The organism is Mycobacterium sp. M23085 (assembly GCF_045343915.1).
Lineage (GTDB): Bacteria > Actinomycetota > Actinomycetes > Mycobacteriales > Mycobacteriaceae > Mycobacterium.
In genome coordinates this window covers 4,868,343-4,892,373 of the sequence record NZ_CP174280.1, presented here as the reverse complement: position 1 = coordinate 4,892,373, position 24,031 = coordinate 4,868,343, and the positions used below count along the sequence as shown (strand labels likewise).

The window sequence follows — 24,031 nt, the reverse complement described above, 5'->3', positions numbered from 1 at the left end:
TGAGCAAATGTTCCGTTGACATCGGTGTGCTCGGCGACGGTTGGTGAGCTTGACGGAAGGCGGTCAGGTGGTGGCTAGTCCAGACTCGGGTACCCGCCCCGGCCTTGTCAGCCGCGGGTTGAAACGGGCGTGGATTCCACTGCTGCTGGTCGTCGTTCTGGCGCTGTCCGCGCTCGTCGTGTCACGACTGCACAGGATCTTCGGCTCGGAGGATCTCAACGCAAACGCCGGCAAGGGGATCGAAATCGTGCAGTTCAACCCGAAGGTCGTCGTCTACGAGATCTCCGGCGCCCCCGGCACGACGGCGAACATCAACTACTGGGACGAGAACGCCAACACGCACCAGGTGAACAACGCCCCACTGCCGTGGTCCACCACGATCTCGACCACGCTGCCCTCGGTGAGCGCCAACATCATGGCGCAAAGCGACGGCAGCACGATCGCTTGCAAGATCACCGTGGACGGTGTCGTCCGCGACAACCAGACTTCCGCCGGCCATAACGCCCAGACCTTCTGCCTGGTGAAATCCGCATGAGCGACGTGAACAGTCAGACCGAGCGCGACCTGAGCGCTGCCGACACCGGCCCGATCACCACCCGGGGCTTATCGAAGGCCGAGCGCGGCCACCGGCCCTACCTTCCCCATGCGATCCGCATCTTTGCGATTCCCATCATTTTGGGCTGGGTGGCGGTCACCGTGCTGGTGAACGTCATCGTTCCCACGCTGGAAAAAGTCGGCGAGGCGCACTCGGCGCCGATGACACCGCTGGACGCACCATCGATGAAGGCGATGATGCGCCTGGGTCACAACTTCCACGAGTTCGACTCCAACAGCACCGTCATGATCGTCCTGGAGGGACAGCACCCCCTTGGCCCGGATGCGCACCAGTACTACGACAAGCTGATTCGGCAACTCCGCCAGGACCCCAGGCACATTCAGCACATCCAGGACTTCTGGGGCGACCGGCTGACGGCCGCGGGTGCGCAGAGCGCCGACGCCAAGGCCGCCTATGTGCAGGTGAACCTCGCCGGTAACCAGGGCACGACGCTGGCCAACGAGTCGGTCGATGCCGTTCGCAAGGTGATCGACGAGAACAAGGCGCCGCCCGGCGTGAAGGCCTACGTCACCGGCCCCGCGGCCCTGTCCGACGACATGCACATCATCGGTAACGCCAGCCTGGCCAAGATCACGCTGTTCACCCTGGGCGCCATCGCGATCATGCTGCTGCTGGTCTACCGGTCCGTCGTCACCACGCTCGTGCAGCTGTTCATGACCTTCGTCGCGCTGGCCTGTTCGCGCGGCGTCGTCGCGGTTCTCGCGTACCACAACGCGTTCGGGCTGACCACCTTCGCCGCCAACATCCTCACCATGCTGGCGATCGCGGCCGGAACGGACTACGGCATCTTCCTGGTCGGCCGATATCAGGAGGCGTTGGCCGCCGGCGAGGATCGAGAAACCGCGTACTACACCACATTCAAGGGCGTCGCCCCGGTCGTGTTGGGGTCGGGCCTGACGATCGCGGGCGCCACCTATTGCCTGAGTTTTTCGCGGCTGCCGTGGTTCAACACCATGGGTGCGCCCGTGGCGATCGGCATGCTGGTGGTGGTGCTGGCCGGCATCACGCTGGGCCCGGCGGTGGTCTTCATCGGCAGTCGGTTCCACCTCTTCGAGAAGCAGGCCAAGCGTGGCCGGCTGTGGCGTCGGGTCGGCACCGCCGTAGTGCGTTGGCCCGCACCGGTTTTGGCCGTCAGCGCCGCGGTCGTGCTGGTCGGCATGATCGCCCTGCCGAGCTTCCACACCAGCTATAACGACCGCCATTACCTGCCGTTGTCGGCACCTTCGAATCAAGGGCAAGAGGCCGCGAACCGGCATTTCTCCGAGGCTCGGATGAACCCCGACCTGTTGATGGTCGAGTCCGACCATGACATGCGCAACCCGGCCGACATGCTGGTGCTGGACCGGGTGGCCAAGAACGAGATGCGCACGCTCGGCATCGCCATGGTCCAGGACATCACACGCCCGCTGGGCATTCCGATTCAGCACAGCTCGATTCCGTTCCAGAACAGCGTCCAAAGCCAGACGACGATGCAGAACATGAGTTTTCTCAAGGAGCGCATCGCCGACATTTTGCGGATGGCGGACGACCTGCAGACCCAGATCGAGACCACCCAACGCCAGTACGAGGTGTCGCTGGATCTGGCCAACGCCGCCGACGACAGCGCCAAGACCACTGCGGTCACCTCGCAGATCACCGACACCCTGCGCGACCACATCGCGGATTTCGACGACACCTTCCGGCCGATACGCTCGTACATGTACTGGGAGAAGCACTGCTACGACATTCCGGTGTGCATCGGGCTGCGGTCCCTGTTCGACACGTTCGACGGGTTCGACCAACTGGCCGAACAGTTCCACTACCTCACCGCTGACATCCAGCACACCGCCAACGCCACCCATGACCTGAACGCGCTGTTTCCGCCGCTGATCACCACGCTGAAGACCACCAGGGGCATCACGCTCACGCTCTACCAGACGTTCAAGGCGATGATCGATCAGATGGAAGCGATGAGCAACACGGCCATCGTGATGGGGCAGAGCTTCGACGCGTCGAAGAACGACGACTTCTTCTACCTCCCGCCGGAAGCCTTCGACAATCCCGACTTCCAGACCGGTCTGCGCATGTTCCTATCGCCGGACGGAAAGTCTGCGCGGTTCTTCATCACCCATCAGGGTGATCCGATGTCGCCGGAGGGCATCGCGCGCGTCGACGCCGAACGCACCGCCGCGCAGGAGGGGTTGAAGCAGTCCTCGCTGTCGGATGCCAGGGTGTACCTCGGCGGAACCGCCGCGACCTTCAAGGACATGGCCGACGGCGAGAAATACGACCTGATGATCGCCGTGGTGTCGGCCCTGACACTGATCTTCATGATCATGCTGCTGCTGACCCGCAGTGTGGTGGCGGCGCTGGTGATCGTCGGCACCGCGGCCAGCTCGATCGCGGCGTCATTCGGTCTGTCCGTGCTGATTTGGCAGGATCTGTTCGGCATCCGGATCCACTGGATCGTGATGGCGCTGTCGGTCATCATCCTGCTGGCCGTCGGCTCGGACTACAACCTGCTGCTGGTCTCCCGGTTCCGCGAAGAGATCCATGGCGGGCTGAAAACCGGGATCATCCGGTCGATGGCCGGCACCGGTGGTGTGGTGACGGCGGCGGGCCTGGTGTTCGCCTTCACCATGGCGTCCATGCTGGGCAGCGACCTGCGCGTGCTGGGTCAGTTCGGGTCGACGGTATGCATCGGCCTGCTACTCGACACGCTGGTGGTGCGCACGCTGCTGATGCCCTCGATCGCCACGTTGCTCGGACGCTGGTTCTGGTGGCCACAGGTTGTGCACCCGCGCGGTGACAACGCGCGACGGCCGGTGCGGGTCCCCGCTACGGTCGCCGGGCCGGCCTAGGTCGCCGGCAGCTGCAGGCAGACCGCGACCGCGCCCGCGCCGACGTGTAATGCGAGCACCGGCCCGAGTTCGGTGACGATCGCCGGCTCACACGCCGGCAACCGCTCGCCCAAGGCCTTCGCCACCTCGCGGGCACCGTCCGGATTGTCGACGTGGTGCACCGCCAGGGCGGCGGCATCATCGCCGATGACCTGACAGACCCGGTCGATCATCACCTCGGTCGCATGGGTTACCGTGCGGACCCGCTGGGCCAGAACAAGTTTGCCGTCATCGATACGCAGCAGCGGCTTGAGCGCCAGCGCGGTGCCCAGCCACGCCTTCGCCCCGCCGATGCGTCCGCTGCGGCGCAGATTGTCCAGCCGGTGCACCACGATGAAGGCGTGTCCGCGGTCCGCGGCCGCGCGTGCGGCGTCCGCGACGGCATCCAGGTTTCCGCCGTCGCGCGCGGCCCTCGCCGCGGCCAGGGCGACGAAGCCGGTGCCCATCGCGGCGGATTTCGAGTCGATGACGCGCACCTTCGGATCGAGGTCGACCGCGGTGCGTTCGCCCGCTCGGCAGGTGCCCGACAGCTCCGACGAAATATGTACAGCGACAACGCCGTCGGCGTCGCTGTCGGCCAGCGCCTGCTGATATGCGTCGGCGAGTTCCGCCGGAGTGGCCGCCGCGGTGGTGGCGGCGAGTTTGTAGATGTCATCGGGAACGTCGTCCACACCGTCACGCAGATCGTCGCCGTCGAGCAGAATGTGCAGCGGAACGACGCGTATCCCCCACTTGTCGAGCAGGTCAGCCGGCAGACGTGCCGAGGAGTCGGTCACCACCACGACAGTCACGAGCGCTACCCGCGGGGCTTGTCGTTGGGCACGCCGGCTTGATTGCGCGGCTCCTCCTCATCGCGCTGCGCGCTCTGCATCGTCACCACGCCGGCCTCGGCGAGCGCCTTGAGCATCAACTCCGCGACCGCCTGGTGGGCTTCGAAATTCCAGTGAATGCCGTCGGGGTTTCCCCGGCCACTCATCACCTGCTCGGCGACAGCGGCTTTGAGATCGACCAGGGGCACCTCGTGGTTCTGCGCCCACTCGGTGATCGCGGCCGCTGTCCCGGCGCGGCCGTGGTGGGCCCTGCCATAGGTGTCGGCGATATGCACCGACGGCAGCGACGCCACGATCGGGATACCGGGGCGGTTGAAATCGATTGCGCCACGGGTTTGTTCGAGGTAATCGGCGCTCAAATGCGGGGGCAGGGCCGACCTGGCCACCGGTGAGAGCCTGGGCTGCAGCCAGCCATAACCGTCGCGGACCCAGCGCCGCAGCCAGGGCGGCCGCACATAGCGGATCAGCTCACGCAGCGCGGTGGGCAGCACCGACGGCAGCGAATCCATGCCGCCGGTGGCGAAAATGACCGCGCCAGCCCTCGGTAGCGCCGCCCAGGCCCGCGGGTCCTGGGTCGCCGCCCACCAGACATCCCGGCACGTCCAACCGATGCGGCCGATCAGCTCCACATCCCAACCTAATTGCGACGCAACGATGTTCGGCCAGATTCGCGGATCGTCGGCGGGCAGCCCGCCGGTCGGGCCGTAGTACGCCAGCGAGTCGGCGAAAATCAGCAGTGTGGGCTTGGGCCGCTGCTCAGAGGACATCGTTGGACACCTGCGCCGAAGCGTTCCACACATCCAGACGCCAACGGATGCTGTCGAATTCGTCGGCGGGATCGTCGTTATGGCCGGAAAGCTGCACCCAGCTGGCATTACCCATGCCACCCAGAATCGGCCAGCTGGCGACCGGAAGCTTCAGCAGTGCGGCCGACAGCGCGGCGATCAGCCCGCCGTGGGCCACCAGCACCACCGGGCGATCCGGCCCGTCGGGGTCGCCCCATTCCGGCTCGCCGGCCACCAGTTCGGCGACCAACGGCACGCTGCGTGCCGCGACGTCGACCCTGCTCTCGCCGCCATGCGGGGCCCAGGTGGCGTCTTCGCGCCAGGCCAGCCGCGCGCCGGGGGCCTGCGCATCGACCTCGGTGTGGGTCAATCCCTGCCAATCGCCGAGATGCGTTTCGCGCAACCTCTGATCCACCCGGATCGGCAGGCCGGTCAACTCCCCCAGCCTGACCGCGGTGTCATAGGCGCGGTGCAGATCCGACGACGCGATCAGCAACGGCTGCGACTTGCCCAACACCTCGGCGGCGGCAACCGCCTGGGCCCGTCCGAGCTCGCTGAGTTCGGAGTCCAGCTGGCCCTGCATCCGGCTGCCCGCGTTGAACTCGGTTTGCCCGTGCCGCAACATGATCAGACGACGAATTCTCATTGTTCGCCCGAGTCTTCGGAGTCGTCCCGGCCCTCGTCCAGGACAACCGGCACCACCGGGCAATCACTCCACAACCGGTCCAGGGCATAGAAGTCCCGGTCTTCCTGGTGCTGAATGTGAACGACGATGTCGCGATAGTCCAGCAGCGTCCAGCGGCCTTCCCGCGTGCCCTCACGGCGGGCCGGCTTGTAGCCGGCCTTGCGCATCTTCTCCTCGACCTCGTCGACGATGGCGTTGACCTGTCGCTCGTTGGACGCCGAGGCGATCACGAAGCAGTCGGTGATGGCCAGCTGAGCCGAGACGTCGATGACGACGACATCATCGGCCAGCTTCGCGGCGGCGGCGCCGGCGGCCACCGTCGCCATGTCGAGGGCTTCAGGGGTGGCGCTCATGGCCGTTCCCCCGTGGTCAGGCGTGTTTCGCTCACGATCACCGGCGGCCCCTCGTCGTCGCGGTAAAGCCGGCGCTTGGAGACGTACTGCACGACGCCGTCGGGCATCAGGTACCACAGCGGCCGGCGCTGCGCCGCCCGGCGGCGGCAATCGGTCGAGGAGATGGCCAGGGCCGGGATCTCGACCAGGGTCAGCGCATCCTCGGGGAGCTCACCGAGCACGCCGGTGACGTGTTCGCGGCGCAAGTCGTAGCCGGGCCGGCTGACGCCGATGAAGCGCGCCAGCTCGAACACCGTCTCCCAGCCCTGCCACGACAAAATGGAGGCCAACGCGTCGGCGCCGGTGATGAAGTACAGCTCGGAGTCCGGGTTGAGGGCGTGCAGGTCGCGCAGGGTGTCCTTGGTGTAGGTGGGGCCGGCGCGGTCGATGTCCACCCGGCTCACCGAGAAGCGGGGGTTGGAGGCGGTGGCGATCACCGTCATCAGATACCGGTCCTCGGCAGCGGAGACGTGCCGCTCCTTCTGCCAGGGCTGCCCGCTGGGCACGAACACCACTTGGTCCAGGCCGAACAGGTGGGCGACCTCACTGGCGGCAACCAGGTGGCCGTAATGGATGGGGTCGAACGTCCCACCCATCACTCCTAACCTGCGAAGCTGCTTTTGCACGATTTGCCAGCTTACTTGAGCCGGTGTTACGGCCCGATTTCCCAGGCATCGGTCACAGGCGCCACACCGGCCGCTGTGTCGTGCGCCGACACACCTACACCGGCAGCAGCTGGTCGATCACCGCGGCCAGCTGTTTGGCGGACCGGCACTCATGCATCGGGATGACTTCCTGATAGCGCGGCACCGCCGAGTCGCCGCTGCCCCACAGATGCTTGGGCTCGGGGTTCAGCCAGTGTGCATGCCGGCTGGCCGTCACCATGTGGGTCAGCAGCTCGGTTTCCGGATTGCGGTAATTGGTGCGGCCGTCGCCGAGCACCAGCAGCGAGGTGCGCGGCGACAGCACATTGGGGAATGCCTGGACGAACGATGCGAACGCGTTGCCGTAATCGGAATGGCCGTCGCGGCTGTAAACGCCGGATTCCCGGGTGATTCGCTGAATGGCCACGGCCAGGTCGGCTTCCGGGCCGAACATGTGGGTCACCTCGTCGGTGGTGTCGATGAAGGCGAACACCCGGACCCGGGAGAACTGTTGGCGCAGAGCATGTACCAAAAGCAACGTGAAATGGCTGAACCCGGCGACCGAGCCCGATACGTCACACAGCACCACCAGTTCCGGCCGTGCCGGACGCGGCTTGGCCAGCACCACGTCGATCGGCACCCCGCCGGTGGACATCGACTTGCGCAGCGTCTTGCGCAAATCGATCGACCCCGCCCGGGCGCGCCGCCGGCGGGCCGCCAGGCGGGTCGCCAACGTCCGGGCCAGCGGCGCCACCACCCGGCGCATCTGGCGCAGCTGCTCACCGGAGGCGCGCAGGAATTCCACGTTTTCGGAAAGCTGTGGGATGCCGTACATCTGGACGTGATCGCGGCCCAGCTGTTCCGCGGTGCGCCGCTTTGTCTCCGAGTCGACCATCTTGCGCAGCTGGGTGATCCGCTGCGCGGCAAGGGCTTTGGCGATCTCCTCCTGGCTGGGCGTAGGTTCGTCGCCGTACGAGGCGAGCAGTCCGGCCAGCAGCTTGCCCTCGAGTTCGTCGAGCGCCATCGCCTTGAGGGCCTGATACGACGAGAAGGACGGGCCTCGGCTGGAGCTGTACTTGCCGTAGGCTTCGACGATCCGGGCGATCATCGCGACCAGTCGCTCGTCCATGTCGGCGAGATCAGGGTTCTCGGTCAGCAGGTCCACCAGCATCTGGCGCATCGCCTCGACGTCGTCGGCCGGCAACGCGTTGTCGTCCGACGAGTCGTCGGCCTCCTCGTCGGTGACCACCGCGCGGGCGCCCAGCGCCGCGGGGAACCAGAGGTCGAACATGGCGTCGTAGGTCTCGCGGTGATCCGACCGGCGCAGCACGGCGCACGCCAGCCCCTCGCGCAGCACCTTGCGGTCCCCCAGGCCGAGCGTCGCCATCACCCGGCCGGCATCCACCGTCTCCGACGGGCCCACCGAAATCCCCGCTCCGCGAAGCGCTTCCACGAAGCCCACCAGGTGTCCCGGCAGCCCGTGCGGGGCGAGCGGCCGGGTGGGTCGGATACGGCGGGTGACCATCGCAACCTTCCTAATTCAGCCGCAGCTCGCCGGTTGCGCGCTGCTGGTCGGATTGGTGTTTGAGCACCACGCCGAGCGTGGCCGCGACGACCGCGTCGTCGATGGTGTCCAGGCCCAACGCGAGCAGCGTGCGGCCCCAGTCGATGGTCTCCGCGATGGACGGGACCTTCTTGAGTTGCATCCCGCGCAGCACGCCGATGATGCGAACCAGTTCCTCGGCCAGGTGCGCGGGCAACTCGGGTACCCGGGACAACAGGATGCGGCGTTCCAGGTCCGGACTGGGGAAGTCGATGTGCAAGAACAGGCAGCGACGCTTGAGCGCCTCGGACAGTTCGCGGGTGGCGTTGGAGGTCAATACCACCAGCGGCGTCCGCTCGGCGGTGATCGTGCCCAGTTCGGGAACGGTCACCGCGAAGTCCGACAGCACTTCCAGCAGCAGGCCTTCGATCTCGATGTCGGCCTTGTCGGTCTCATCGATGAGCAGCACCGTGGGCTCGGTGCGCCGGATGGCGGTCAGCAACGGACGCTGCAGCAGGAATTCCTCGCTGAAGACGTCGTCCTTGGTCTGGTCCCAGTCCCCGTGTCCGGCCTGGATGCGCAGGATCTGCTTGGCGTGGTTCCACTCGTAGAGCGCGCGAGCCTCGTCGACGCCTTCGTAGCACTGCAGGCGCACCAGGCCCGAGCCGGTGGCCTGGGCGATGGCGCGGGCCAACTCGGTCTTTCCCACGCCGGCCGGGCCTTCCACCAACAACGGCTTACCGAGCCGGTCGGCCAGGAACACTGCCGTGGCGGTAGCGGTGTCGGGCAGGTAGCCGGTCTCGGCCAGCCGCCGCGAGACGTCGTCGATGTCGTCGAACAGCGGCTTGGACCGGGCGGGCACACTCACAATCGGTTCTCCTAAAACACTTCCTCCACGCGGGTATCAGGCCGGACGAATTTGTCCGTCGCCCCACGCGATCCACTTGGTCGAGGTCAATTCGGGCAGCCCCATCGGACCGCGGGCATGCAATTTCTGGGTGGAGATGCCGATTTCGGCGCCGAACCCGAACTGCTCACCGTCGGTGAACGCCGTGGACGCGTTCACCATCACCGCGGCGGCATCTACACCGTCCGTAAACTTATGCGCCGCAGCCATATTGGTGGTCACGATGGCCTCGGTGTGCCCGGTGCCGTACTCGTTGATGTGAGCGATCGCCGCGTCGATTCCGTCGACCACCGCCACCGCGATGTCCATCGACAGGTACTCGCGACGCAGGTCATCCTCGTGCGCATCCTCGGAGAACCCACCATGCACCGTCACGCCGGCGTCCTCCAGGGCATTCACCAACCGGGGCAGCGCCTCCTCGGCGATCCCGACGTCGACGAGCAGGGTCTCGGCGGCGTTGCAGACGCTGGGCCGACGGGTCTTGGAATTCAGCAGGATTCGCTCTGCCACCTCCAAGTCGGCGCCCTCGTGCACGTAGACGTGACAGTTGCCGACACCGGTCTCGATGGTGGGCACCTGCGCGTCGCGGACCACCGCGTTGATCAGGCTGGCCCCGCCACGCGGGATCACCACGTCGACCAGCCCGCGGGCCTGGATCAGATGCGTCACCGTGGCGCGGTCATCGGCCGAGAGCAGCTGAACCGCATCGGCGGGCAGGTCCTCGCTGACCAGCGAAGCGCGCAGCACCTGCACCAGCGCCTGGTTGGACCGCGTCGCCGACGAACTTCCGCGCAGCAGCACGGCATTGCCGGATTTCAGCGCCAGACCGAACGCGTCGACGGTCACGTTGGGCCTGCCCTCGTAGATCATGCCGACGACGCCCAGCGGCACCCGCTGCTGACGAAGCTGCAGCCCGTTGGGCAGGGTGTAACCGCGCAACACCTCCCCGACCGGATCGGGCAGCCCGGCCACCTGACGCAATCCGGCGGCGATGCCCTCGACGCGTCTGGAGTCCAGTGCCAACCGGTCGAGCATCGCGGTCGGCGTCCCGGCGGCCCGGGCGGCATCGAGGTCTTCGGCGTTGGCCGACAGGATCAATTCGGTGTGGGCGGTGATCGCGTCGGCCGCGCAGCGCAGTGCCTGGTCCTTGGAAACCGTCGGCAGCAACGCCAGCACCCGGGACGCAACCCGGGCGCGGCGTGCGGCGTTGTGCACCTCCTGGCGCAAGTCGGGAAGCGATGGTGCTTGCAGACTCATTGAACCAGGGTATCGGGCGGCAAAACCCCGGGTGAGGCGACCCGTTCGCAGCCTTTCTTGCTACGGCGCTCGCCGACCCGCTCACCGCGCCGCGCGCTGCGCACCTTGCTGCGCCGCTCTTCGATGATGTTGCCGAAGTTCTGCAGCAGCAGGGGCGCACGCGTCACCAGGTGCTCGATGTGTTCCCGGTCGATCTCCAGCGCGGTGACCTCTTCCAGTGCGTACGCGCTGGCCAGGTTCGGTTGCCGAGTCAGCGCCGTCAGCCCCAGGAACGACCCCTCGACCAGAGTGCTGATCGGGACGGTCGATCCGTCGTCGGCGGTGGTGGTCAGTTGCACGCGCCCGGCGATCAGGAACGTCATGGTCGCGGGCACCTGGCCGGCGTACTCCACCACCTCGTCGGCGCCGTACCGGACGATCCGCGCCGCGGACCGCAACGCTCGCTGCTCCTCGGCGCCGATCCGCAATGCCGGCGCCACCACGGTGTGCAACGCATGCTCCACCCGTTCGACGGTGGAGAAGTCGTCGTCGGCGTCGTCGAGGTGCAGATCCTCCCGGCGCGTCGCATACCACGCCCAGCGCAAGAAGGTCGCCTTGGCGGCGCCGGCGTCCGCCGGTGAGTTCAAGCCGATGGTGGTGTGGTATTCGGCCGCGCCCACCGGCACCGTGCGGGGCACGCTGCCGGTCTTGAGCTGTGGCAACCCCTGGGCGATCCGCGACAGCAGCGCGCACACCCGGTCGGGCGGGTCCACGGGAGAGAACTTCGTCGTCACCGCCAGCTTGTAGGCACCGGGCGGGCGAGAAAGATTCGTGAACGCGTTGCTGGCGAGCATCGAGTTCGGCATGACCCGAATGCCGCTGCCGGTGTCGATGTGCACGGCGCGCCAGTTCACCTCGACCACGCGCCCGCGGGCCGTGCCGGTGTCCAGCCATTCATCGATCCGGAAGGGCTGCTCGAACAACATGAACAGGCCCGACACGATCTGGCCGACGGAGTTCTGCAGCATCAGACCGATGACGACCGATGTGACGCCCAGCGCGGTGAAGATGCCGCCGATTCGCACACCCCAGATGTAGGACGACATCACCGCCAGCCCGACGCCGATCACCGCGAACCGGGCGCAGTCCAAAAAGATGGTGGGCAGCCTTTTGCGCCAACTCTTTTCGGGCGCGGCTTCGAACATCGTCGCGTTCAGACCGGACAGCACCAGTACCAGCACCAGCAGGCCGAACAACGTGGTGAGGACGCGCACCGGAACGTCGCCGGCCGGAATCTGCGACGCCTGTACCAGCAGCAGCAACAGCGCACCGAGCGGCAGCAGGTAGTTGCGCAACAGGCCGACCTGCCTGGCCAGCGGGCTGTTCCTGCGCAGCAGCGCGTCGTGCAGTTCGGTGAGCGCGATCAACCCGAGCGGCAGCCCGACCGCAATGCCGATCGCCCAGTAGAACCACGTCGAGTTCAAGAGGTTCATCAGCGCTCCAGCAACCGGTAGATGGCCTGATCGGCGCCGCCGACCGAGATGGTGCCCGCGGGCGTGAACTGCCGGACGTCTCGCATCGCCTCGTACACATGGGAACTGACATAAACACCGGGCTGCGGTGCGCCACTGTGCATTTGGTAGGCCAGGCTGACCGCGCCGCCCCACATGTCATAGACCAGGCTGGAGCGGCCGACCAGCCCGCTCACCACGTTGCCGGTGTTCACGCCCACTCGCAGGCCCAGCTGGTGCACCGACTGACTGTTGAATCGGTCGATGATGCGACCGATTTCCAGAGCGAAGTCGACGGCACGATGGATGCTGTCCAGCCGGGGGGTGACCACCCCGCAGCTGGCCAGATAGCCGTTGTGGAACGTGCGAATCCGTTCGACGCCGAGGGCGTCGGCGGCCGAATCGAATTGGCGAAAGAGGTCGTCGACCGTGGCGACCACTTCGTTTTCCGGCAGGTCGTTGGAGATCTCGTCCAGGCCGACGATATCGGCAAAGATGATGGCGACGTCCTGATGTTTTTGGGCGATGGTCTCCTCGCCCTCGCGATAGCGTTGCAGTACCGATTCGGGCATCAATGCCAGCAGCAGCCGGTCGTTTTCCCGGCGCTGCTCGTCGAGCAGCTCTTCCTTGATCGCCAAACTCCGGCTCATCTCGTTGAATGCCGCGGTCAGATCACCGATTTCGTCGCGCCGCTGGACCGGGATGTTGATTTCGTAATCTCCGGAGCTGATCTTGCGGGTGCCCTCTTCGAGGCGCCGGACCGGTCGCACCGCGGCCTGCGCGACGAACATCGAGGCCACACAGATCGCGAAGATCATCGCCGCGACGGCGATCACCAGGTTCTTGCTGAACCTGCCGAGGCGGGCGAACGCATCGGAATTGTCCCGCGTCGCGAGGATCGACCAGTGCAGGTCGGAGTTGGGGATGTTCAGCGGGGCATAGGCTTCCAGCTCCCTGTTACCCAGGTAGTCGGTGGCGCTGACCACGCCCGTCTCGCCGCGTTTGGCGGCGCGAAGACCGGCGGTGTCGACCGGCTGCACCAGGGTGGTGGTGCCCAGCCGGATCGCCCGGTCCACCACGTCGGGCGGCGTGCCGGCGTCGATCGCCGCGCGTCGATAACCGTTCGGGTCCTCGATGAAATCCCTTGAATCGGAACGCATCAGGTCGTCGGGGCCGGCCAGATAGGTTTCGGTCGCGGGTCCCATCCCGGCGGCCTCCCAATGCTTGTCGGCGGTCATGATCTTGTTGATCTTGGCGACCGGGACGGGCAGCGCCATCACGCCTTCGAACTTGCCGTTCATGCCGATCGGTGACACCACCCAGGCCGTCGGGGTGTCGAGCGCCGGCTGGTACTGCTGGAAGTCGGTGATCCAGACGAAGTCGAGGTCGTTGGACGCCAAGGCTTTCTGGTACGCCTCCCGCAACTTCGATTCGCGGTACGGGCCGGTCAGGATGTTGGTCCCGAGATCGGGACCCTTCAGCACGCTGTAGACCACGTTGCCCTGCATGTCCAACAGCAGCGCGTCCCGATAGTCGAAGCGGGTGACGATGCCGCGCATGTAGAAGTCGAACCGCGCATTCGCCGCCGACCAGGCGCTGCCGTCACCGGCGTCCAGGGCGGGCAGCGCCTCGGGGTTCGGCCGCGGCGCGGCGGTGTAATACGCCTGAACGTACCTCTGGGCGTTGGAACTTGGCAGGACGGCCCGGATATCGATGTTGTCCCCGGTCATTTGCTTGATCGGCTTGATCATGTCGTTGTTGTAGTAATTGACCAGTGCCTGCTGTTGTTCCGGCGTGATCGTCGCATTGTTCAATTGCGCGAAGTCCGCGGTGAGGGCCGTCGTCGCCTGGTTGATGCCGAACCCGCCGCTCCAGGTGATCAGCGAATTCGACACCTCGCGAAACAGCGCCTGCACCGCGCGCTTCTGGGATTCCCGCATCTCGATCAAGCGTTCGGACTCGACCTGCCGCAACGCGTTGCGCCCTGACACCGCTCCGATGGCGCCGATCACCGCCACGCCCAGAATGCTGGACAGCAGCATGGTGATCAGAATCTTGGACTGGATGCCGAACCGGAACCGGGCCAGGGCACGCCGACGCGGGCGCTTGGTGGTCGGTTGGGCCGGTTCGGGATCGATGTGGGGTTCGGCGTCGGTGAGCTCGCTTGTGGTCAATCGCCTGCCCTTTTCTTTCGAATCCAGCACCCCTAACGCAGCAGAATATCGCGCGGACATCGAGTTATTCAGCGTTTGCCATGACGCGATTCGGTGTCGAAAGTGCTGGTCTCCCTGGTGTGCTTTGCGCTCCCGTCACGACTACCGTCGGTGTCATGGCAGGGGTGTGCGTAGTGGGCAGCGTGAATCTCGATCTGTCGTTAGATGTCGACGCCCTTCCGCGGCCCGGCGAAACGGTTTTGGCGTCGTCGTTGACGTACGCCCCTGGCGGCAAGGGCGGCAATCAGGCGGTGGCGGCGGCCCGCGCGGGCGCGCAGGTGCAGTTCGTCGGGGCGGTGGGCGATGACGCGGCCGCCGAACAATTGCGTGCGCACCTCGAGGCCAACGGCGTCGGGCTCGACGGAGCCGTCGAGATCCCCGGACCCAGCGGCACGGCGATCGTGGTGGTCGACGCGAACGCGGAGAACACCATCGTGGTCGCGCCCGGTGCCAACGGTCATTTCACGCTGACCGACGACCGTGTGCGCGCGGTCGTCGCCCGCTGCGATGTGTTGTTGACCCAGCTAGAGATTCCGGTGGACACGGCTGTCGCCGCGGCGCAACACGCGCGTTCGGCGGGAGCGGTCGTCGTCGTGAACGCCTCGCCGGCCGGTCGGGATTCCGGCTCGCTGGGCGACTTGGCGGCGGTCGCGGACGTGGTGATCACCAACGAAGACGAAGCCGCCGAATGGCCTTGGCGGCCAGAGCATTTGGTGGTTACGCTGGGTGCGCACGGCGCCCGGTACCTTGGCGCGGACGGCGAGTACACCGTACCGGCTCCGGCGGTGGATCCGGTGGACACCACCGGGGCGGGCGACGTGTTCGCCGGCGTGCTGGCCGCGAGCTGGCCGCCCAATCCCGGTTCTCGGGATCGGCGGCGGCTCGCGGTGCGACGTGCGTGCGCGGCGGGTGCGCTGGCGACACTGGTCCGCGGCGCCGGTGATTGCGCGCCCGACGTCCGGGCGATCGACAAGGCACTGCGGGCCGCGTCTTAACGGCCCTGACCGCCGACGTCGTGGGCGATCCTCAGCCCGTCGCCTGTCTCCATTTCGTCGGCCGTCTGGCTGAGCAGTACCCGACTTCGGCTCGGCGATAACAGGGCTGAGAGATAGTGATGCGGCGCATCGGCCGCGTAGACCAGCCGGTTCACCCGCAACAGCGCGGCGCCGATCGGCACGTCGAGCAGGTGCGCGTTGCGCGGCGCCGCGATTTCGGCCGTGATCTCGTGCCGCACCCGGTTCACCGTGACGCCGCTGTCGGACAGCAGCTCGTAGAGAGGTGCGCGCCGCAACGCGGCCTCGGTCAGTACGGCGGCCAATTTCGAGGGCAGCCAGGCGTCGGTCACCAGCAACGGCTCCCCTGTCCTGCGTTGCCGCCGCACGCGCACGATGTGCAGCAACTCGCCGGTGCGCCCGAGGGTTTCAGCGACGACCGGGATGGGTGGCCGGATGCCCAGTTCGACCACTTCTACTTCGGTTTCGAATTGGGTCTGTTGCAGTTCTTGCAGGTACGAGCGACCGGCCGGCACATCGGCCGGATCATGTTGGCGGACAAACGAACCGACGCCCTGCCGGCGTTCGATGTAGCCCTGCTCGGCCAGATCGGCCAGCGCGCGGCGCACGGTGATGCGAGACACCCCGAATTGATCGCACAGGGTCTGCTCGGTGGGCAACGCCTCGCCGGCGGCGATGGCCCCGCGGTCGATCTCGTCATGCAGCACCAAGAACAGCTGCCGATGCAGCGGCACACCGGCGGTAGCGGATACCGGCCCGGCCTTCTCGCTGCGCTGCTGCACGGTGCTCAATGCTGTCACACCGCCTCCCTTGCGTGATCCGACTAGTTGTTATAAATGTATAACAACTAGTCCGCCATTTACAGGGGGTCGCAATGACCGCGGTGCAGCAGCGGGCCGCCACCGATCCGACCGGGCCGACGGGACGCCTCGCCACCTGGGTCGCCGACCTCACGCTCGACGACGTCCCGGCCCCCGTGGTCGACCGAGCCAAACACCTGCTGCTGGACGGCATCGGCTGCGCCCTGGTGGGGGCCCAATTGCCGTGGTCACGCACCGCCACCGACGCCGTCTTGAGCTTGGAGGGCAGCGGCGACAGCATCGTCATCGGCACCGGTAGGCAGACGAGCGCGCCGGCCGCCGCGGTGCTCAACGGCACGTTCATCCAGGGCTTCGAACTCGACGACTTCCATCCGCTGGCCCCGCTGCACAGTTGCTCGCTGCTCATCCCTGCGTTGCTGTCGACGGCATCGACACGCCCGCTGCCGACGGCGGGCGCCGACCTTCTTCGCGCGGCCATAGCCGGGTTCGAAGTCGGGCCCCGCGTGGGCTACACCCTGCACGGCACCCAAATGCTGGACCGTGGCTGGCATTCGGGTCCGGTCTTCGGCACCCATTCGGCGGCAATGGCGTCCGGCAAGCTGCGCGGACTGCCGCCCGCGCAACTCGAGGACGCACTCGGACTGGCCGCAACCCAGTCGGCGGGCCTGATGGCCGCACAGTACGAAGCGATGAGCAAGCGCATGCACCACGGCCTGGCCGCACGCAACGGCTTCTATGCGGCGGGCCTGGCGGCTGCCGGATACACCGGCATCAAGCGCGTCTTCGAGCGCGAATATGGCGGGTTTCTCAGCGTTTTCGGCGAGGGTCACGATCCTGATGCCGCGCTGCTCACCGGCGAACTCGGCGGTCGCTGGGAAACCACCATCATCATGGTCAAGTCCTACGCCGCGATGGGTGGGCTGCACGGCGCCATCGACGCCGCCAGAAAGTTGCGGAAAACGGTTGCGCCCATAGATATCTCGTCGGTCGACATCACCGTCGGAGAGACCGTGTACAAGCATGGTTGGTGGCCGCCGGAGCGCCCGCTCACGCCGATCGGGGCGCAGATGAACATCGGGTACACCACCGCGGCGGCCCTGCTCGACGGCAATGTGCTGCCCGAACAGTTCACCGCGGCTCGACTCGACTCCGACGACATCTGGTCGCTGATCGCGGCGACCACGGTGCACCTCGACGAATCACTGGCCGACGCCGGCGTCACCGAGAAATTCCGCACCGACCTCGCGGTGACCAGCCGCGACGGAACCGTACACCGCGCGCGAGTCGACCTGCCGCACGGCGCTCCCAACGATCCGGTCACCAACGACGAATTGGTGGCCAAGTTCCACGCCCTGGCCGACCGGGTGACCAGCCACGACCGCGCCACGGCGATCGAGCGTGCGGTGGCCGGGCTGGACGACCTGACCGATGTCAACAACCTGATCGACCTGCTCGCCGGCCCCGTCGCCGGCGCGCTGGACTGAAAGGACGCAAGATGGCGACAACCCCGGCCCGCTCTCGGCTCAGAGAATTGCTGGACAAGCGCGAACTTATCGTCGCCCCAGGCGTTTTCGACGGAATATCGGCGCAACTGACCAGGCGCACCGGCCACGTTGCCGCGTATATGACCGGTGCCGGAGTGGCGGCGTCGGGGTTCGGCCTGCCCGACATCGGTCTGGTCACGGCGACCGAGATGGCCGATCGGGCCCGGGTGATCGTCGGCGCGTTGGGCGATGTCCCGCTGATCGCCGACGCCGACACCGGCTACGGCGCAGCCATGAACGTGGTGCGCACGGTTCGTTCCTACGAGGCGGCGGGAGTGGCCGCGATCCAGCTGGAGGACCAGGTCTTTCCCAAGCGCTGCGGTCACCTGCCGGACAAGCGGGTGGTCGACGCAGCGGTGTTCGAACAGTCGATCGCCGCAGCACTGGACGCCCGATCGGACGACAGTTTGCTGGTGGTGGCCCGCACCGACGCGCGCGCCCCGCTGGGCCTGGACGCCGCGATCGAGCGCGCCAACCGGTACGCGCGTGCGGGCGCCGACATCATCTTCGTCGAGGCACCGCAGGACGCCGACGAGATCGAGCGCATCGCGCGCGAGGTGGACGCTCCCCTGCTGATCAACCTGGTGCTCGGCGGTATGACGCCACTGCAGTCCGTGTCGCGACTGCAGGAGCTGGGCTACGCGATCGCGATCCACCCCAGCACTCTGCTGATGCAGACGACGTTTGCCATGCTGCGAGGCCTGTGCGAACTCAACGGCACTGATCTCGCCACTCAACTACCCACCTCCCCGGCCGACTTCTTCAACCTGGTGGGCATGGCGGAGTGGCGCGCGCTCGACGACAAATACGCACCCACCGAGGACCGCACATGGGCATGACCATCATCGAAAAGATCTTCGCCCGCAAAGCCGGGCTGGACTCGGTCGCACCGGGCGACACCGTCGTGGTCGACGTCGACATGACCGTTCTGATCGACCTGCAGTTCGCCACCATGTGGATACAGCCCAACCGGATTCACGATCCCGACAAGCTCGCGGTGATCATGGACCACGCCGTTCCCGCCCCGACCATCAAGGACGCCGAGGGCGGCAACCACGCCCGCAAATTCGTCGCCGACTTCGGCATCGAGCGCTTCTACGACGTCGGCCGGCATGGCATCTGCCATCAGGTGATCGCCGAGAACGGGTTAGCCCGCCCGGGAGAAGTGCTGGCCTGCACCGACTCTCACACCTGCGCGGCCGGTGCATACAACACCGCGGCCCGCGGACTGGGGCCTGCGGAGATCTATTCGATCATGTGCACCGGCTCCACCTGGTTCCAGGTTGCGCCGACGATCCGCTACGAACTCCACGGCACCAAACCGGACGTGGTGAGCGGCAAGGACATCTTTCTGCACATCGCCAACGAGTACGGCGATGCGCCCAATCAGAACCTCGAATTCGGCGGGCCCGGCCTGGCCGGCCTCCCGATGCACGATCGGCGGACCATCGCGACCCAGGGCGCCGAGGTGTCGGCCGATTTCAGCACATTCGAGCCCGATGACGTGCTGGCGTCGTTCTTCGATGAACGCGGGGTCGACGGATTCGACGCCGTCACACCGGATCCCGATGCCGTCTATCACGACCTCCGGCATGTCGACCTGGCGGCGCTGGAACCCTATGTGGCGCGTCCCGGCACCGTCAGCCGCAACGGTCTGCCGGTATCGCAGTTGGGCAAGCAGAAGATCGACCAGGCTTTCATCGGTTCCTGCGCCAACGGGCAGCTGGAGGACCTGCAGATCGCCGCGCAGGTGTTGCGCGGCAAGACCGTCGCGCCGGGCGTGCGGCTGCTGGTGACGCCCGCATCGCAGGCCGTGTACCGCGAGGCCATGCGGCGGGGCTACCTTCAGGACCTTGCCGACGCCGGCGCCGTCGTCACCAACTCCACCTGCGGGGCGTGTTTCGGCTATCACATGGGCGTGGTGGGGCCCGGCGAGGTGTGCATCACGGCCAGCACCCGTAACTTCACCGGACGCATGGGCAGCACCGAGGCCGAAATTTTCATGGCCTCACCGGCCACGGTCGCCGCGTCCGCGGTCACCGGATACATCAACGACCCTAGGAGTGTGACCGCGTGACGCTGCGTTCGCTCACCTTCCAAGGCAAAGTCTGGGTGTTCGGCGACGGCCTGAACACCGACGCTATGTATCCGGCGTTCGCCATGAAGATGGAACCCGCCGAGGCCGCCAAGCATGTCTTCTACGAGGTGCGGCCCGGCTGGACCGACGAGGTATCACAGGGCGATATCGTGTTGGCGGGCAAGAACTTCGGGCTCGGCTCATCGCGCCCCGTGGCAGCGCTGTTCGTTGAGCTGGGCGTCGCGGGTCTGGTCGCCGAGGAGTTCAACTCGCTGTTCTTCCGCAACGCCGTCAACTCCGGGCTGCCGGCGATCACCGTCCCCGACGCCACCTCGGTGTTCAGCGACGGCGACACCGGGACGTTCGACCTCGCCGACGGCAGCTGGCGCAACGACACCACCGGTGCCTCGGGCACGGTTGCGCGCCTGCCCGACCTGATCCTCGACATCATCGAGAGCGGCGGCGTGTTGCCCCGGCTTGCCCGGCAGGGTTTTCTGCCCAGCGAATTGGGCGACCTGCTGCGCTCACCCGCGGTGGCGATGCGCGGCGCGGGCAGCGGCGCATGATCGAGCTACTGGGCAAAATACTTCGCGGGGTGCGTGCGGGTGCCCACCGAAGCCCCCTCTCCGGCGACGCATTCGCGGCGCCCGCCTCCATCACGGTCACCAGCGCCGCGTTCGCCGACGGCGGCGCCATGGCGACGGCCAGCGCGGGCAAGGGTGTGGGTGACAACACGTCGCCGCCGTTGCATTGGGGTCCACTGCCCGTTGGCACCCGCCAGGTCGTGCTCGTCATCGACGATGTCGACGTTCCGCTGCCCCGTCCCCTGCTGCACACCGTCGCGGTGATCGAGCCAAGTGTCGACGGCGTGGCCGCGGGGGCACTGCGGCCGGGATGCCCGGGAGTTCGCTTCTTGCGGGCCGACCTGGGTCACCACGGCTACGCCGGCCCGCGGCCGATTCCCGGTCACGGGCCACACCGTTACCGCTTTCACGTGTTCGCGCTCGACGTGGTCGTTTCAGACACCGTGACCAACGCCAAAGGCCTGCTGGTCGCGATGCGCGGGCACGTGCTGGCCCGCGGCACGCTGACCGGAACCTATCAGCGCTGAGTGGCCAAGTCACCGCGCTGACCTGCGGTTGGCAGTGTTTGGCAGCGCCTGGCCTCGATCTGGCAGTGGTTCGCGAGCAGCGTCGATGGTGATCGCAGTCCGCCATCGAGAAAGGAACACCATGTCCGCAACCACGATTGACCGCACGGGTACCCGGGACGGCTTGCTCCGGCTCGCCATGCGCGGCGACGCCGCCATCAGCGGGCTGGTCGGCCTGGCCGGTCTCCCGTTCGCCGGCTGGCTCGCCGACGTCTCGGGCACCACGAAGGCGTTCGAGTACGGCGTGGGCGCGTTCTTGATCGCCTACGGCGTGGTGGTGTTCGGGCTGGCCACCTTGCCGTCGGTGCGGCGCGCCGGGATGGGCGTCATCATCGCGAACCTGGCGTACACGGTGGCGGCGATCGTCCTGGTGCTGGCCGACGTCTTCCCGTTGACGTCGACCGGCGTGGTGTTGAACCTGGCGGCCGGCGTCGGCACGCTGGTCATCGCCGAGATCCAATACCAGGGCTGGCGCCGCGCCAGGGCCTGATCCGGAGCTCAGGACCCGCCCGGTGCTATCCGGGCGGGCTACTCTTCGGGGACTTCGCGTTCGATCTCGTCGAGCCAGATGCGCGCCGACATGTCGGACGGGGCCCGCCAATCCCCCCGCGGCGACAGCGAACCGCCGTGCGAGACCTTGGGCCCGTTGGGCAGGGCCGAACGCTTGAACTGACTGAACGAGTAGAACCGCTGCACGAAGATTTGCAGCCAGTGCCGAATTTCCTTCAGTGAGTAGGACGGCCGTTTGTCCTGCGGGAAGCCGGGCGGCCAGATGCCGTGTTCGGGATCGCTCCACGCATGCCAGGCCAGGAAAGCGATCTTGGACGGCCGGAATCCGTAGCGCAGCACGTGGAACAGCGAAAAGTCCTGCAGCGCAAAGGGACCTACCTTCGCCTCGCTGCTCTGCAGCTCTTCCTCCTCGCCGCTGGGAACCAGCTCGGGGGTAATCTCGGTGTCGAGCACCGACTGCAGCACCTTGCAGACCTCCGGCTCGAACTGCTCCGACGAGATCACCCAGCGGATCAGGTGCTGGACCAGCGTCTTGGGCACGCCGGCGTTGACGTTGTAGTGCGACATCTGGTCGCCGACACCGTATGTCGACCAGCCCAGCGCGAGCTCGGACAGGTCGCCGGTGCCCAGCACGATGCCGCCACGCTGATTGGCCAGCCGGAACAGGTAGTCGGTGCGCAACCCGGCCTGGACGTTTTCGAAGGTGACGTCGTATACCTTCTCGCCCCGGGCGAACGGGTGATCCATATTCTTGAGCATCAGTTCCGCGGTCTCGCTGATGTCGATCTCGGCGAACGTCACGCCCAGCGCGCGGCACAGCTCGACCGCGTTTTGCTTGGTGTGGTCCCCGGTCGCGAAGCCGGGCAGCGTGAACGCCAATATGTCATTACGCGGCCGCTGTTCGCGATCCATCGCGCGGGCGGCGACGATCAGGGCGTGCGTCGAGTCCAGACCGCCGGAAATACCGATCACAATCTTGGGGAAATCCAGTGCGCGCAGCCGTTGTTCGAGACCGGCGACCTGGATGTTGTATGCCTCGAAGCAATCCTGTTCCAGCCGTTGCGGATCGGCGGGCACGAAGGGGAAGCGCTCAATCTCGCGGCGCAGCCCGATGTCGCCGCCCGGTGGGTCCACCCGGAACTCGATGCGCCGGTAGGTGTCCGTCGTCGTCCGGTGATGGCGCCGGTTGTCGTCGAAGGTGCCCATCCGGAGCCGTTCCGAGCGAAGCAATTCGAGGTCGATGTCGGCTATGCTGAGCCGCTCGCCTTTGGGGAAGCGCTCGGAGGAGGCCAGCATCACCCCGTTCTCGAACACCATGGTCTGACCGTCCCAGGCCAGGTCGGTCGTCGATTCGCCTTCCCCGGCAGCCGAATACACGTAGGCGGCCAGGCAACGGGACGAGGCCGAACGGGCCAGCAGGCAGCGGTCCTCGGCTCGGCCGATCGTGATCGGGCTGCCGGACAGGTTGGCCAGCACCGTCGCGCCCGCCAGCGCCGCCTCCGCGCTGGGCGGGATCGGCACGAACATGTCCTCGCAGATTTCCACGTGCAGCACCAGGCCGGGGACGTCGGACGCCGCGAACAGCAGGTCGGGACCGAACGGCACCTCGGCGTCGGCGAGGCGGATGGTGCCGCGCTCGTCGTCGCCGGGTGCGATCTGGCGACGCTCGTAGAACTCCCGGTAGGTGGGCAGGTAGGACTTCGGGGCCACCCCGAGCACTTGTCCGCGGTGGACGACCACGGCGGCGTTGTAGATCCGGTGCCGGTGCCGCAGCGGCGCCCCGACGACCAGGACCGGCAGCAATTCGGCCGAGGCCGCGGCGATCTCCGCAATGGCCTTCTCGACGTCGTCGAGCAACACGTCCTGCAGCACGATGTCTTCGATGGAATACCCGGACAGCGTCAGCTCCGGGAAGACGGCGAGCGCGACGGCGTCGTCGTGGCATTCCCTGGCCAGCCGCAGCACCGATTCGGCATTCGCGCCCGGATCGCCGATGACGGTGCGGTGCGTGCATGCGGCGACGCGGGCAAAGCCCTGGCTGTAAGCGTTGTAAAAGTCCATCGCCCTTCCATCGTCGTCCCAGGGGTGTCAACTCCCAGCCACCGGGTATCCCCGACACCATGAGCGACACTGCTGTCCTAGTCGTCGACATGATGAATACGTATCAGCATCCCGACGCTGAAAATCTAATACCCAATGTCGAGAAGATCATCGAGCCTTTGACCGATTTGGTTCGGCGGGCGCGCGCTGCCGACGGCGTCGACCTGGTCTATGTCAACGACAACTACGGCGACTTCACCGCCGAGTTCTCCGACATCGTCCATGCCGCATGCGACGGGGCGCGGCCGGATCTGGTGAAGCCGATCCTGCCGACCGACCAGTGCCGGGTGATGACCAAGGTGCGGCACAGCGCGTTCTACGCCACGGCGCTGGCGTATCTTCTCGGGCGGCTGGAAACCAAGCGGTTGATCATCACCGGTCAGGTCACCGAGCAATGCATCCTCTACACCGCCCTGGACGCGTACGTGCGGCACTTCCCCGTGGTGATCGCGACGGATACCGTCGCACACATCGATCCCGACCTGGGCGACGCGGCGTGCAGGATGATGCAGCAGAACATGTCCGCCGAACTCACTACCGCGGCGGACTGCCTGGGCTGAGTCTCTTACTCTGGA

At 66.7% G+C, this 24,031-nt stretch carries 22 protein-coding genes; 10 read left to right on the top strand and 12 right to left on the bottom strand.

Going from position 1 to position 24,031, the window contains the following annotated elements; genetic code table 11:
- Nucleotides 1-67 precede the first annotated feature (67 nt).
- Both ACIUM1_RS22980 and ACIUM1_RS22975 read left to right on the top strand, forming a co-directional pair.
- Nucleotides 68-535 carry an MmpS family transport accessory protein gene (locus ACIUM1_RS22980; RefSeq protein ID WP_406814823.1) on the top strand — a complete coding sequence of 156 codons (468 nt, stop codon included), beginning with the start codon at nucleotides 68-70 and terminating at the stop codon, nucleotides 533-535.
- Nucleotides 532-3,456: an RND family transporter gene (locus tag ACIUM1_RS22975; protein ID WP_406814822.1), complete on the top strand. Its 2,925-nt coding sequence runs from the start codon at nucleotides 532-534 to the stop codon at nucleotides 3,454-3,456. Before ACIUM1_RS22980 ends, ACIUM1_RS22975 begins: the two co-directional genes overlap by 4 nt.
- Here the strand turns inward: ACIUM1_RS22975 and ACIUM1_RS22970 are convergent.
- The 10 genes from ACIUM1_RS22970 to ACIUM1_RS22925 form a co-directional block, all read right to left on the bottom strand.
- The gene (locus ACIUM1_RS22970; RefSeq protein WP_406814821.1) at nucleotides 3,453-4,286 is read right to left on the bottom strand and encodes a DegV family protein; all 834 of its coding nucleotides are present in this window, start codon (nucleotides 4,284-4,286) and stop codon (nucleotides 3,453-3,455) included. The genes ACIUM1_RS22975 and ACIUM1_RS22970 overlap by 4 nt on opposite strands.
- A gap of 5 nt (nucleotides 4,287-4,291) precedes the next feature.
- Nucleotides 4,292-5,092, bottom strand: coding sequence for a diglucosylglycerate octanoyltransferase (gene octT / locus ACIUM1_RS22965; protein ID WP_406814820.1), 801 nt, complete (start codon nucleotides 5,090-5,092; stop codon nucleotides 4,292-4,294).
- A complete protein-coding gene (gpgP, locus tag ACIUM1_RS22960) occupies nucleotides 5,082-5,756 on the bottom strand; it encodes a glucosyl-3-phosphoglycerate phosphatase (protein WP_406814819.1) in 675 nt (224 codons plus the stop codon). Before gpgP ends, octT begins: the two co-directional genes overlap by 11 nt.
- Nucleotides 5,753-6,148, bottom strand: a complete 396-nt coding sequence (gene rsfS, locus ACIUM1_RS22955) for a ribosome silencing factor (RefSeq protein WP_406814818.1) — start codon at nucleotides 6,146-6,148, stop codon at nucleotides 5,753-5,755. Before rsfS ends, gpgP begins: the two co-directional genes overlap by 4 nt.
- Nucleotides 6,145-6,813, bottom strand: a complete 669-nt coding sequence (nadD, locus tag ACIUM1_RS22950) for a nicotinate-nucleotide adenylyltransferase (protein WP_406814817.1) — start codon at nucleotides 6,811-6,813, stop codon at nucleotides 6,145-6,147. The genes rsfS and nadD overlap by 4 nt, the downstream gene beginning before the upstream one ends.
- 94 nt (nucleotides 6,814-6,907) lie before the next feature.
- Nucleotides 6,908-8,356 carry a vWA domain-containing protein gene (locus tag ACIUM1_RS22945; RefSeq protein ID WP_406814816.1) on the bottom strand — a complete coding sequence of 483 codons (1,449 nt, stop codon included), beginning with the start codon at nucleotides 8,354-8,356 and terminating at the stop codon, nucleotides 6,908-6,910.
- 10 nt (nucleotides 8,357-8,366) lie between these two features.
- Complete coding sequence (locus ACIUM1_RS22940) at nucleotides 8,367-9,242, bottom strand: AAA family ATPase (RefSeq protein ID WP_406814815.1); 876 nt, start codon at nucleotides 9,240-9,242, stop codon at nucleotides 8,367-8,369.
- A 36-nt stretch (nucleotides 9,243-9,278) separates the two neighbouring features.
- The gene (locus tag ACIUM1_RS22935; protein ID WP_406814814.1) at nucleotides 9,279-10,538 is read right to left on the bottom strand and encodes a glutamate-5-semialdehyde dehydrogenase; all 1,260 of its coding nucleotides are present in this window, start codon (nucleotides 10,536-10,538) and stop codon (nucleotides 9,279-9,281) included.
- Nucleotides 10,535-12,010 (bottom strand): mechanosensitive ion channel domain-containing protein, encoded by a 1,476-nt coding sequence (locus ACIUM1_RS22930; RefSeq protein ID WP_406814813.1) that lies wholly within the window; start codon nucleotides 12,008-12,010, stop codon nucleotides 10,535-10,537. The genes ACIUM1_RS22935 and ACIUM1_RS22930 overlap by 4 nt, the downstream gene beginning before the upstream one ends.
- Nucleotides 12,010-14,202, bottom strand: coding sequence for an adenylate/guanylate cyclase domain-containing protein (locus ACIUM1_RS22925; RefSeq protein ID WP_406814812.1), 2,193 nt, complete (start codon nucleotides 14,200-14,202; stop codon nucleotides 12,010-12,012). The genes ACIUM1_RS22930 and ACIUM1_RS22925 overlap by 1 nt, the downstream gene beginning before the upstream one ends.
- A 155-nt stretch (nucleotides 14,203-14,357) precedes the next feature.
- Between ACIUM1_RS22925 and ACIUM1_RS22920 the strand changes: the two genes are divergently transcribed.
- Nucleotides 14,358-15,236 carry a ribokinase gene (locus tag ACIUM1_RS22920; RefSeq protein WP_406814811.1) on the top strand — a complete coding sequence of 293 codons (879 nt, stop codon included), beginning with the start codon at nucleotides 14,358-14,360 and terminating at the stop codon, nucleotides 15,234-15,236.
- Here the strand turns inward: ACIUM1_RS22920 and ACIUM1_RS22915 are convergent.
- Nucleotides 15,233-16,045 carry a GntR family transcriptional regulator gene (locus tag ACIUM1_RS22915; protein ID WP_406817822.1) on the bottom strand — a complete coding sequence of 271 codons (813 nt, stop codon included), beginning with the start codon at nucleotides 16,043-16,045 and terminating at the stop codon, nucleotides 15,233-15,235. The two genes, ACIUM1_RS22920 and ACIUM1_RS22915, sit on opposite strands and share 4 nt — an antisense overlap.
- Nucleotides 16,046-16,128: 83 nt before the next feature.
- Between ACIUM1_RS22915 and ACIUM1_RS22910 the strand changes: the two genes are divergently transcribed.
- The 6 genes from ACIUM1_RS22910 (at nucleotide 16,129) to ACIUM1_RS22885 (ending at nucleotide 21,336) form a co-directional block, all read left to right on the top strand.
- A complete protein-coding gene (locus ACIUM1_RS22910) occupies nucleotides 16,129-17,559 on the top strand; it encodes an MmgE/PrpD family protein (RefSeq protein ID WP_406814810.1) in 1,431 nt (476 codons plus the stop codon).
- 11 nt (nucleotides 17,560-17,570) lie between these two features.
- Complete coding sequence (locus ACIUM1_RS22905) at nucleotides 17,571-18,458, top strand: oxaloacetate decarboxylase (protein ID WP_406814809.1); 888 nt, start codon at nucleotides 17,571-17,573, stop codon at nucleotides 18,456-18,458.
- Entirely contained in the window at nucleotides 18,449-19,696 is a 1,248-nt protein-coding gene (locus ACIUM1_RS22900; RefSeq protein ID WP_406814808.1) for an aconitase/3-isopropylmalate dehydratase large subunit family protein, read from the top strand. The genes ACIUM1_RS22905 and ACIUM1_RS22900 overlap by 10 nt, the downstream gene beginning before the upstream one ends.
- On the top strand, nucleotides 19,693-20,262 hold the full coding sequence (locus ACIUM1_RS22895; RefSeq protein WP_406814807.1) for a 3-isopropylmalate dehydratase: 570 nt from the start codon (nucleotides 19,693-19,695) through the stop codon (nucleotides 20,260-20,262). The genes ACIUM1_RS22900 and ACIUM1_RS22895 overlap by 4 nt, the downstream gene beginning before the upstream one ends.
- Nucleotides 20,259-20,807 carry a YbhB/YbcL family Raf kinase inhibitor-like protein gene (locus ACIUM1_RS22890; protein ID WP_406814806.1) on the top strand — a complete coding sequence of 183 codons (549 nt, stop codon included), beginning with the start codon at nucleotides 20,259-20,261 and terminating at the stop codon, nucleotides 20,805-20,807. The genes ACIUM1_RS22895 and ACIUM1_RS22890 overlap by 4 nt, the downstream gene beginning before the upstream one ends.
- A 121-nt stretch (nucleotides 20,808-20,928) precedes the next feature.
- On the top strand, nucleotides 20,929-21,336 hold the full coding sequence (locus tag ACIUM1_RS22885) for a hypothetical protein (protein WP_406814805.1): 408 nt from the start codon (nucleotides 20,929-20,931) through the stop codon (nucleotides 21,334-21,336).
- A 38-nt stretch (nucleotides 21,337-21,374) separates the two neighbouring features.
- Here the strand turns inward: ACIUM1_RS22885 and ACIUM1_RS22880 are convergent, their stop codons facing one another.
- A complete protein-coding gene (locus ACIUM1_RS22880) occupies nucleotides 21,375-23,417 on the bottom strand; it encodes an NAD(+) synthase (RefSeq protein WP_406814804.1) in 2,043 nt (680 codons plus the stop codon).
- A 59-nt stretch (nucleotides 23,418-23,476) separates the two neighbouring features.
- Between ACIUM1_RS22880 and ACIUM1_RS22875 the strand changes: the two genes are divergently transcribed.
- Nucleotides 23,477-24,016: a cysteine hydrolase family protein gene (locus tag ACIUM1_RS22875; RefSeq protein WP_406814803.1), complete on the top strand. Its 540-nt coding sequence runs from the start codon at nucleotides 23,477-23,479 to the stop codon at nucleotides 24,014-24,016.
- Nucleotides 24,017-24,031: the final 15 nt, after the last annotated feature.

Excerpts from the sequence above, each read along its gene's own strand:
- octT (WP_406814820.1), bottom strand. The coding sequence starts at position 5,092 with ATGTCCTCTGAGCAGCGGCCCAAGCCCACACTGCTGATTTTCGCCGAC.
- ACIUM1_RS22930 (WP_406814813.1), bottom strand. The coding sequence starts at position 12,010 with ATGAACCTCTTGAACTCGACGTGGTTCTACTGGGCGATCGGCATTGCG.
- ACIUM1_RS22910 (WP_406814810.1), top strand. The coding sequence starts at position 16,129 with ATGACCGCGGTGCAGCAGCGGGCCGCCACCGATCCGACCGGGCCGACG.
- ACIUM1_RS22975 (WP_406814822.1), top strand. The coding sequence starts at position 532 with ATGAGCGACGTGAACAGTCAGACCGAGCGCGACCTGAGCGCTGCCGAC.
- ACIUM1_RS22920 (WP_406814811.1), top strand. The coding sequence starts at position 14,358 with ATGGCAGGGGTGTGCGTAGTGGGCAGCGTGAATCTCGATCTGTCGTTA.
- ACIUM1_RS22875 (WP_406814803.1), top strand. The coding sequence starts at position 23,477 with ATGAGCGACACTGCTGTCCTAGTCGTCGACATGATGAATACGTATCAG.
- rsfS (WP_406814818.1), bottom strand. The coding sequence starts at position 6,148 with ATGAGCGCCACCCCTGAAGCCCTCGACATGGCGACGGTGGCCGCCGGC.
- gpgP (WP_406814819.1), bottom strand. The coding sequence starts at position 5,756 with ATGAGAATTCGTCGTCTGATCATGTTGCGGCACGGGCAAACCGAGTTC.
- ACIUM1_RS22900 (WP_406814808.1), top strand. The coding sequence starts at position 18,449 with ATGGGCATGACCATCATCGAAAAGATCTTCGCCCGCAAAGCCGGGCTG.
- ACIUM1_RS22905 (WP_406814809.1), top strand. The coding sequence starts at position 17,571 with ATGGCGACAACCCCGGCCCGCTCTCGGCTCAGAGAATTGCTGGACAAG.
- ACIUM1_RS22880 (WP_406814804.1), bottom strand. The coding sequence starts at position 23,417 with ATGGACTTTTACAACGCTTACAGCCAGGGCTTTGCCCGCGTCGCCGCA.
- ACIUM1_RS22945 (WP_406814816.1), bottom strand. The coding sequence starts at position 8,356 with ATGGTCACCCGCCGTATCCGACCCACCCGGCCGCTCGCCCCGCACGGG.
- ACIUM1_RS22935 (WP_406814814.1), bottom strand. The coding sequence starts at position 10,538 with ATGAGTCTGCAAGCACCATCGCTTCCCGACTTGCGCCAGGAGGTGCAC.
- ACIUM1_RS22885 (WP_406814805.1), top strand. The coding sequence starts at position 20,929 with ATGTCCGCAACCACGATTGACCGCACGGGTACCCGGGACGGCTTGCTC.
- ACIUM1_RS22890 (WP_406814806.1), top strand. The coding sequence starts at position 20,259 with ATGATCGAGCTACTGGGCAAAATACTTCGCGGGGTGCGTGCGGGTGCC.